Origin of the sequence: uncultured Pelagimonas sp., assembly GCF_947498515.1 — a bacterium.
GTDB lineage: Bacteria > Pseudomonadota > Alphaproteobacteria > Rhodobacterales > Rhodobacteraceae > Pelagimonas.
The window spans coordinates 1-10832 of record NZ_CANMKO010000022.1 but is presented as its reverse complement, the minus strand read 5'-3'; the positions used below and the strand labels follow the sequence as shown (position 1 = coordinate 10832).

Genomic DNA, 10832 nt, shown 5'->3' with positions numbered 1-10832 from the left:
GTGATCAACACCAGCGCCACCGACGCACATGGCGCAGTGGTCACCAACACGGTCATCATCACCGTCACCGGCACCAACGACGCGCCTGTAGCAACTGCAGATACCAACGCCAGCGACGCTTTGGTTGAACAAGGGTTCGGAGTTGCGGGCGACGCAGCGGCCACGGGCGATGTTTTGGCAAATGACACCGATGCCGACACCACCGATGCTTTGTCGGTTGTCTCGGTGTCACATGGAGCGCAAACGGTGCTTCCAAATGTTCCGGGCGCGGGGATGACCATCGTCGGTACGTTTGGAAGCCTGTCTTTGGCCAGCGATGGCACTTGGGATTATGCGCTGGATAACAGTGATCCAGATACCGACGCCTTGGAGGATGGTGAAACCGGGATCGAGGTCTTTACCTATACCGTATCAGACGGCAATGGCGGTACTGATACAGAAACGCTGACATTGGAAATTGCCGGGTCTGGCGACAATGTGGCCCCGGTCAGCGTGGATGACAATTTCACAGTGACCGAAGACACGTCAGCCGTGTTCGATTTGTTGGCAAATGATAGCGATGCCAACAATGTTCCCGTAGTGACGCAAACACTTAGTATTGTGTCGATCAATGGGGCCCCGGTTACAGCGGGTGATCAGGTGTCACTTGCCAATGGAACACTAAACATCAGTGCCGGTGGGATGGTGACCTATACACCAAACCTTAACAGCACGGCGCATGAGAGTTTTTCCTATACAATCAGCGATGGCTTGGAACAGTCCAATGCCAGCACGGTCAACCTTGCCATAACCCCGGTCAACGATGCGCCTGTTGTTGCGCCGATCGCTGCGGTTGAGGCTGGCTACGAAGAAACCATTGTTGATGTAAATGACCCGATGCTCAACAACGGGTCCAATGTGCCCAATGCGGGTTTCTGGTACATTCTAGATTTGGATGCGCCGGAGGGGAGCCGAACCGTTGCGATTGAGCGGTCGGCGTCGCATCTGACCCTCAGCTCTTCTGAAATTCCCACCAATGGCGTTGTGATGCATATCAACCCCAACAGTGGATCGCCGAGTGATGACGCCGTCACTGGAGGCGGTGATTTTGGTGTGAGCGTCACAAGCTATCATGATGGTGTGGCGACGGTACGGCCGGTGTCCGAAATCACCGCGCCAAACTATGGTGGAACCCCGGAAGAAATCTCTCCCGATGTACTTAGTTTCTTTACCTCGACTAATGATATCGCGATCAACTGGGTTGGGCCGAATATTGGCGTTCCCGGTGGAACGGCCAATGTGCGGATGTCGCTATCCGGCGTTGATTATACCGATGGATCAGGGTCGCTATCGCTTGAGGGTGTAGAAGCGCAAGTTGTCCCAGCAACGATGTCTGGTCAGATTGCCTTTGATGACCCGGATATTGGCGATAGCCATGTTGCGGTCGCGACCGGGGTTGCCCTTTCGGGAACAACCAACGGTCTTGATCCGGCCTTGGCCCTATCGATGATTAGCCTTTCGGTCCAGAACAGCCCAACCCCCGGTGGACAGGGCACTGTTAACTGGACGTTCTATCCCGAAATATTGGGTTTGGACTTCCTGAGCCCTGGGGAAAGCATGACGTTCGACTTCACGATTGAAGTCGATGACAACGCCCCGCTTTGGGATACTGAGGTCCTGAGTATCACCATTCATGGCACCAACGATGTGCCGCTTGCTGCTGATCTGACGGGGTTTACCTTAGAAGACACAGTCCTCTCCGAACCCTCTGTTTTTGCGTTTGATTGGGAAGGCGACATGCTTTCCTATACCTTGATTACGGATGCCGAAAACGGCACGGTTGTGATTGATGCGGTGACTGGATCGTATACCTATACCCCGGATCAAGATTTCAACGGCGTCGACAGCTTTATCTATGCTGTTGATGATGGCGCGGGGGATGTGAGTTCGGGGAGCGTCACCATTGATGTGATCCCTGTGAATGATGCGCCAACTGTGGCACCGACCACTATCACGGCTGTTGAAGATTCCGGCGTGTCGACGACGCTTGATCTGACGCCTCTTGGAGATGATATTGACGTTGATGATGACCCATCAACTCTGACCTATAGCATCACCGGCCATCCCAGCGAGGGCAGCGCAACGCTGAACAACGGGACGGAACTGGAATTCAATCCGGGAACTGGTTTCCAAAACGTGGCCGAGGGCGAAACCGTTGATGTCACAATCGAAATCACTGCTACCGATAGCCATGGGGCATCGACCTCCAGCGATGTGACCGTCACGGTGACCGGTACAAATGATGCGCCGACCTTGGATATGTCGTTCTTTAGCGGTCAACCAAGCACAGTGGTTGGGTTTGACAACATCAACGTCTCTATTGGGGCGAACGCAGTGTCAGTGCCAAGTGGCTATGCCGGGTTGACTTGGTCAAACTTCAGCGCACTTGATACCACCACAGTTCCCTCGGGGTTCTCATATGCTGTTTCCAACGTGTCCGGTGACAACGTTCTTATCAACAACGGTGGCAGCGACGCCCAAATCTTAGGAAACGACTTCGCCTTTGAAAGCGGTTGGTTCACGGCACATGGCTTTGTCACCAATACAGGGGCGAACCAATATGTGATTTCGGGCTTTGACAATGGGAACTTGGTGGGTACGCAGACAATCACCGTCAATTTCCAGTCCCCAACCTTCGTAGACTTTGATCCGGCGATCTTTGGAAATGTGGACGTTGTCTTGATGTCGTCGGTTGGCACACCAAACCCCGGACATATTTTGATCGGCGATGATCTAAGCTTTACCTTTGGTCCGCCAGCAAGTCCTTTGGCAGTATCGGAAAACGGCCCCGCGGCCAGCATCGATTTGGCGCTCTTTGGCAATGATATCGACAGCGATGATGATGGATCGACACTTATCTATAGTGTGTCGACACCTCCATCGCTTGGCACGGCGTCGGTGGTGGGGACGCAGCTTAGCTTTGATCCCGGTAGCGACTTTGACTATTTAACCTGCGATGAAACGCTGATCGTCACCTTTGAGGTCACAGCAGAAGATGCCCATGGGGCCACTGTGACCGAGACCATGACGGTTGAAGTGATCGGAACCAATGATGCGCCACAGGTGTCGGGCATTGAAACCGTAGCTACAGATGAGGATCAGGCCCCACAGATTATCGATCTTTTTGCCCTCGCGTCGGATGAAGAAGGCAATGACATAGGCCTGCGCAATGTTGTTTTGACGGCATCTGACGGGCGCATTGTCACTGGGTCTCTGGATCAGGCCAACGGCCTAGTGACCATAAATCCGGGTCAATTCGATGACCTCGGAGTGGGGGAAAACGCAACCGTTACAGTTGATTATGAAGTCTTTGACGCAGACCAGGCCTTTGGTGGATCCGCTGGTGGTTTGGCGCTGACAAACCCTGGAACATTCTACATTTCGGACACGGATACCGGCCAGTTGCACGTGGTGGAACGCGGCGTGAACGGAATCTCGACAACAGAAGACGCCATTGCCGCCGCTGGCGTCAGCAACGGCACCGCGATATTGGTTGATGAAAACAGCTTGCCTAACAATATGGCTGTCGGTCCGCGCATCATCTCGGATGGTGTTGTGACGGTTCCGGCCAACGCAGTTGTGGATCTCGTGGGCTATAGCGGAACATCAACGGGGAGCACCGCAGTCCCGCCAGCTTGGTTTGGCTTCCCCGGTGATTTCAGTGGGTTGTCGCTTCAGGTCACGATCCCGGTGACGGATGAGTGTGGGAATGCCACGCATACCTACAGCTTTGACAATGTGACTCAATCCAGCGGCCAAGTGACGTTTGACGGCATGGTCCTTGATGTCATTCCAGAAGGTGTTCCGGCGCAAGCCATGTTGACGATTGACGGTGTCAACGACGCCCCAGTGCTCGGCGTGATTGCCCCATTGATGGTAGATGAAGACACAGGCGCGACAATCGACGTTTTGATGGGGGCGACAGATGCCGATGGCGATGCGTTGAGCATCACGTCTATCACGCAACCAACAAACGGCACTGTTGCCATTGATGACAATGGCACGACCGGTGACGAAACCGATGATTTTCTTACCTTCACACCAGACGCCGATTTCTCCGGCACCGACAGCTTCACCTATACGGTGAGCGACGAAAATGGCGGCTCCGAAACAGGCACGATCAGCGTCACGGTTGCACCAGTGGTCGATGCACCGACGATATCGCTTGCGCCTTCGGGTGGGGCCGGTGGAACGGGCGCTGTTGCGGTCGACTTTGCCAATGTCGCCGTTGCAACGGGCAACGGTCTTAGATGGCCGGCTATCACTGAATTACCGGATGGGAACCTTGTGGTCACCTATGGCAATCAATTTACAGATGGTGTGTTTTTCCAAGTTATTGATCCAAACGGCACCCCAATTTCACCGACCTACCAATCCGCGAGCACGTCAGCCGAAGAAAGGTTTTCGTCAATCACCACATTGGAAAACGGTGATTTCGTTGTGGCCTTTGAAAACAACGCTGGCAATGTGGTGGTTGAACAATACTCTGTTGCAAATAGTGGCGGAATGGCGACTGCAACACTCGATCACACTGCAACATTAGCCGGTCAACGCCCCGGCGTCGAAGCGCTTGATGGGGGCGGATATGCCGTCACCTATGTTAACTTGGGCGCTATGCAGGCGACCGTTTTTGATCAAAACGGCACACAAACGGGTCTCAACTCCAACATCGGTGCAAGCCTAAGCGGCTACCACGCTGTTCACGCCACTCCAAGTGGTGGATTCGTTGTCGCTTTTGAAACTGGGAGTTCTCCTGTTCACGTACATACCCAAGTATTGGACAGCTTAGGGGCTCCTATCGGGGCACCTTTTGATCCTGACACTTCCAATACATTTTCTGAACGTGTTCCGTCTGTGCTCGTAAATGACGACGGTAGTTTTGTTGTCGCGTGGTCTTCTTCTGGTCAAGATGGCTCTGGATACGGTGTCTATGCGCGCGGATTTGCTGCAGATGGCACGCCCACAACCGGCGTAACTTTGATTAACCAGACAACAATTAACTCTCAAATACATCAGACACTTGCACCGACAGCGGATGGCGGGTTTGTTGCTGTTTGGAGCAACTTCTCTGTTGCAACAGGATATGACGTTGTTGGCCGCCGGTTTGATGAGACCCTGACACCGTTGACCGATGAGTTTGAGGTGTCTGGTGAAATTGCTGGTGCTCAGTTCTCCGAAGGCGCGTGGTCCCATGAGGCGACTATTACATTGTCAGATGGGCGGATTGTGACTGGCTATCACAACGATGCGGCCTCCATTCAAATTGCCATGATTAACCCTGAAAATCTGGCCTCGTCGCAAGAGGACGAAACATTTGATATTGGGTTGGCAGCCGATTTGGGGGATACGGACGGATCCGAAACCCTAAGCGTGACCCTCACAGGCTTCCCAGCCGGCGCGACCTTTAACCTTGGTCAATTGGATGGGGCAGGGGATTGGGTGATTGAGAATGCTCATACGCTCGATCTCTCCACGGTTACCATGACGCCCCCGGCGGACTGGAACGGTGCCTTTACCCTATCGGCGACGGCCATCGCCACCGAAACCGCCACTGGCGATACGGCAAGCACAAATGCCAGTGTCGATTTTGTTGTCGCTTCCGTCGAAGACGCACCGGTGGCACAAGATCAGACCATCGAAGTACCGGTCAATGATGGCACTGGCGGCTATGTTCCTCTGGATGGCCAACTGGTTGCAACGGATGGCGATGCCGGTGATACCCAAAGCTGGACGGCGGGCACATTTGCCACCGCCAATGGATCGATCACCGTCAATTCTGATGGCAGCTATAGTTATACGCCTAATGCGGGCTTTAGTGGCATCGATACTTATTCCGCAACTGTAACGGACTCGACTGGGCTCACAGATACGGCCGATATTCGTGTCGAAGTGGCCACTGAGAGCTATACCCCCGAAAATGGCCAAGAAGTCATGCTAGACGTGAGTGCTAGCCCTCAGGACGGAAACCCGGCGGGAACCATTTCCATGAGCCTCTCGGCGTATCAGGCTCCATCGGTCAACGTGGTCTTTGCTCTGGATGCCTCTGGCAGCGTCGGCAGCACCGGTTGGGGGCAACAGCTTGCCGCCGTATCGGATGCCTTGGGTGACATGGCTGTGCGGTTTGACGGCACTGGGATCGATCTTGATGTGCATCTCTTTAGCTTTAGCCGGTCGGGCGCGGTCGGGCCACCAATGTTGCAAATTGTCGATGGAGACCCAAATACGGCCCCAGAAATTTTCAATGCGACGGGGTTATCCTCGGCCAGCGTTGATTTGACCTTGGCGACATTGGCCGATTTGCAGACCGATATTGGCAACATGACATTTACCCAAGGTTCCACGCCGTGGGATGCAACCTTTGCGCAGGCCGAATATTACTTTGATCAGCAGTTCTTATTGGATGGTCCGGACGCGGTGAACCTGATGATGTTCATCACCGACGGCAACCCCTATCCTAGCTCCCAAAACTGGGGGCTACCGCTCGCCAATTTGTTAAACGAGCCTGTGACTCTTCAATCCGGATTCGGAGGAACCCCAGCAGGTACTTATACCCCTGCACCTGCTGCTGTTGATCCTTACTCAGTCGAGGTTCAGGCCTTCGGCGTAGGGTCCAGCCTCAACCTCGCGTTGCTTAGCGAGACTGACAGTGATGGCGTAGCGACCCCGGTTACCGACTTCGGGGCTCTATCAGGTGCCTTGTCCGGGTCGGGCTTGTTCCCTGCTGAACTGGTCTCGTTTGATGTCTCGTTGGTTGCGGATGGGGTCGACCTTGGGATCATCGCTGATGAAACCAATCCTGCGGTGTCGATTGGGACGCTCTCGGTTGATCTTGCAATGGCCGATATAAGCGGCATCGAAGGTTTGCTTGGCGATCAGAATGAGGTCTCTGTCGAGGCTGTGTTCGATCTTGACGGTGATCTTGGCACAACAACGGATCAAGTGACACTTGGTTCGCTCGAAGCTCTGTCAATTGGTGATAGCGCAGTGATGACTTCCGGTTCTGACGGCAATGATTTGTTGATGGGCAGTAATGTCGCGGATGCCTTTGGTGGTGGGTTGGGGGAAGACCTTCTGCTTGCGGGCGGCGGTGCCGATACGATCACCGGGGCAGCTGGCGATGACCGCCTTGGTGGCGGAGCCGATGCAGATACCTTTGTGTTTGCGGCAGGTGACGGGGCGGATGTCATCCTTGACTACAACCATGTTGAAGATGAGATCGAATTTACCGGTGGCCTGACCTTTGCCGATCTGACCGTGGCGCAGGATGGCACAGATGTAACCGTGAGCTACACAGGAGGGGTTTTGACCATCGACAATGCCACTGCGGCCAATTTCCTCGAACCGGAGTTCTTGTTCACCTAAGTGGCAGGTAATGGTGTGAGCCGCCTAGGTTGCTGAATTGAATAGGGTTTGTTGCACATGCCGACTGAAGGGCATGTGCAGCTAGTCCCCTGCGAAGTACACGACCATGAATTAGCCGTCTTTCATGGCAGCTTGAGGCAACGCGGATCATTGTTGATCTGGCTTGGTCCAGAGAAGGTTTGGACACCTCCTCTAAGCGGCAAACTGGGTTGGCAGCAGCAGTTCAATGATGTGGCCATTCAGGCTTGCCTGACACTGAAGGTCCTGCTTGGCATGCCGCTCGCTCAGACTTCACGATTGATGATCTGTTTCGTCCAAAGGCGCGCCCCGCCTGTCGACATAGGATGAGGCGACCCAGTTCCGATGCCTATTTCTCAGGAACGGCCCTGAGGCGTCCACCATAGTCGGGATAGAGGCTGCGAAACATCGCTCCCAAACCTTGGCGTGCGCTGGGCGTCAGTTCGATGAAGCGAAAGGCGGGTTTGCGAGGCTTCAACCAGAAGTCCGACCTAGATTGCGAGTCCCTTCATGCCAGCGACACCCCACGTCATGCACGCTTTTGGTGTCATGTCGTCATGTTCACAGAATTCAATGTTTTCCATTTGTTCGATTTCAAGGTCAGGCAATTCAACTTTGAACTCCGCTTCACCCAAGGGGGCAATCCAAATCGGTGTTTCGGCAAAAACCTCTTTTTCGGTTCCTTCCTTGTCAAAAATGCTGACAGAAATTCGTATCCAGGTAGTCACGTGATCGGGTGTCTTATTCTCAAGGATACCAGCCCAGCTAACGGACCTCTGGGTGAGCCGTGGTCCAGCACGGCCAGTCGCATGATCATTTTTATACAGACGCTTCTGAAAACTACTTACGCATTTTGCTTTAACGGCTTCCTCAGAAAGAAGTGCGCTGCCAGTGTATTCCATGCAAGTTTCGGCACCCTTCAATGTACCTTTGCGCATTGCCTCGTTTATAAATTTTTGCACTGGTTCAACACCGACGACCAACGCCGCTATCAGGCATATCATGCCTCCGATCAGATAGTTCTTCACCTTGTCAGATCCCATCATGCTTTGACGTAGAATATTACTTAGTTCTGTCGCTTAAAGCCGATAATCAGCGGATTCCCGACCTCATCGCCGCAAGTCAAGTTGACATATATTGAGGCGAGTATTGTTGGGCAATAATGCACATCCGAAGAACCTTGATGAGGAAAGTTGGCAATAGGATTTCCTACAAATGGCAGGAACTCTTGAACGCTGGTTTATGCTCCAAGCTTTTCATTGGGGGTGCTGCGAATGACCGAAAAGCGGGCTGCTACCGCAGCATTCCTTCGAGCGGGCCAATGACAACTGTGGGCCGAAAAACGACAGTGGACACGCGCCTGCTAATTGTCCTTTTGTCCGCATGTTCGCCCCGGTAGCGAACGTTCGATGCACGTGAATAATTGATCTCATCTACTTTTTTGATACCAACTCACCCCAACGCAATAGATCGAAAAAACGTTTCTCACAAAGCTCTCAACCAAAACTGCCGCCCGGAAATTTGTTGTTTTTGACACGCGTTCTCCCGTTAAAAACCCCGAGGTTTGAATGCGTTGGGCTCCCTATATACGTACCCAGTCAGCCACCATACTCGCTCTCGGTGCAATCAAATCAAGCATTACAATGGGCGAGAGATCCGACGAAAGTACGCCGCAGCACAAGTTGACCCTTCAAAACTCCCAACACGCCAGGGATACATGCCGGAGAATGTCCAACGTGATTACATCAGAGTGGTTGTTGCCGAGAATCTGCTTCCTGCAGGAGCGCATCGGATGGAGGGCTTTCCTTCGTTGGGAGCGCCCAGCGGTCGGGGGGGTGATGTAACGCAGCACAAGGACAAGGCTTTAACGATGTGATCATTGTTGGAAATATCAACTGCGATGCCGTACTTTAGAGCAAATGGAGCAACAGATGAGAGTCTGCGGATGCGAAATTTCGGCTCAAGAAGTTCGACCTGCCATCGTCCAATTGGATGAGGAATGCCAGATTGAAATGTTTCGGTTGAATATCACACGCCTTTCATTCGCCGATGACACGTCCGAGGCAGACTAAAGATCATTTCAGGCCGCACTTCATGCGTTTCCCCGCGAACATGAAATCGGTACCTTCGTTATAAAGGCGGGCAAGGAAGGGTAAAATGGCTGGTGGAGTCATATCATTCAAAATCCAACTCTCATCCAACTTGTGGAAGGCTATGACACCAAATTCGTTGGCCTATTGGCGCTCTCAAATTTTGCCAAGAAAGAAATCTAAACCTATCCTGAAAAGCTGCTAGTTTACTTGAAGAACGCTTTTCTAGCTGGCGCTTGCGCATTGACCAAAGGGTGATTGGTAGAATTTTGGCTTTCCGTAGGGCATTGCGCAAAAGGGTTCAGCGCAGCTTCTGAATTTTCAGCTTGTCCTGTTTCGCCCTACTCTTGGTCGATTCCTCTGAACGCATGAGGGCATTGGCAACGGCCTTTAGGCTCATCCCCTTATTCACCAACAGATGTAGCTTCTGAATTTCCTCAGTCGTCCAAGCTTGGCGGTGGCGTTCGTAACGTTCGGCCATTGGGGTCTACCTTATTGTTGAGTTGGAGGTATAATACAGCCTGGTCGTATTGATGATGCATTTAAATGCAGCCGGCATGGCCCCGTTTCCGCAAGTACATAAGCAAACCGTAAAACCACAAAATTCCACCATTATTTCCAGTGCCTTATCCGCATATTATCACTCTAAGGGCACCGTCAGAGCGGCAAGAAGCGTTGCTACCGCGCTGTGCCAGAACTGTGCAAGGTCCGCAGCGCTATGATCACAACGTGCTGTGCTAGAAAACTTGTGCTTATCGTGCACTTTTAAAGCATTGCAGGAAAGTACTAAGCCGCTGCTATTGCTTTGAAAAGTGGTGCCCGGGGGCGGAATCGAACCACCGACACGAGGATTTTCAATCCACTGCTCTACCCCTGAGCTACCCGGGCATGGGTGAAGGTTTAACCTTCGGGTGAGGCGCGGTCTAAAGGAGGTGGCGGAGAGTGTCCAGAGGCTTTTTGCAAGAAAAGTGACCAAAATTTCAGAAAGTATTCTTGGCTCAGGAACTCAGCAACGGAAGCGCAGCAATCAAGTTACTTTTTGCATACACGATGATGAGTCAAAACGGGATATTTGAGTCTGTTGTCGTTCCTGAATTCCATCTTGGGTTTAGATTGAGAACAGGTGGGTTCATGCTTAGGTGAGTGCCAGATTTTCATCGAAGAACGAACGGGCAATCGGCGAAACCCAGCGGACCGGATCGGCCCCATATTTGGAGCGGTCATCGTGCCTGTTTTGAACCGCTCCGGGTTTTCCGGAGGCTCCAAATCTGGGAAGGATTGGAGTCATTGAAAGAGACAACAGAGCGAGCCGCTATTCACCTG

Annotated in this window: 3 protein-coding genes, 1 tRNA gene and 1 pseudogene; 2 read left to right on the top strand and 3 right to left on the bottom strand. The window is 52.8% G+C overall.

Features of this window, described 5'->3' with window-relative positions; genetic code table 11:
* Positions 1–36 precede the first annotated feature (36 nt).
* Positions 37–7401 carry an Ig-like domain-containing protein gene (locus Q1A43_RS22215; protein WP_299939030.1) on the top strand — a complete coding sequence of 2455 codons (7365 nt, stop codon included), beginning with the start codon at positions 37–39 and terminating at the stop codon, positions 7399–7401.
* Between the two features lie 106 nt (positions 7402–7507).
* Positions 7508–7695, top strand: a pseudogene (locus Q1A43_RS22210) (transposase); the annotation flags it as partial.
* Positions 7696–7910: 215 nt separating this feature from the next.
* On the opposite strand, the gene Q1A43_RS22205 reads toward Q1A43_RS22210, so the two are convergent.
* From Q1A43_RS22205 to Q1A43_RS22195, 3 genes are all read right to left on the bottom strand, one after another.
* The gene (locus Q1A43_RS22205; RefSeq protein WP_299939028.1) at positions 7911–8465 is read right to left on the bottom strand and encodes a hypothetical protein; all 555 of its coding nucleotides are present in this window, start codon (positions 8463–8465) and stop codon (positions 7911–7913) included.
* A 1345-nt stretch (positions 8466–9810) separates the two neighbouring features.
* Positions 9811–9990: a hypothetical protein gene (locus Q1A43_RS22200; RefSeq protein WP_299939026.1), complete on the bottom strand. Its 180-nt coding sequence runs from the start codon at positions 9988–9990 to the stop codon at positions 9811–9813.
* 332 nt (positions 9991–10322) lie between these two features.
* Positions 10323–10397: transfer RNA gene (locus Q1A43_RS22195), tRNA-Phe, on the bottom strand.
* Positions 10398–10832 lie beyond the last annotated feature (435 nt).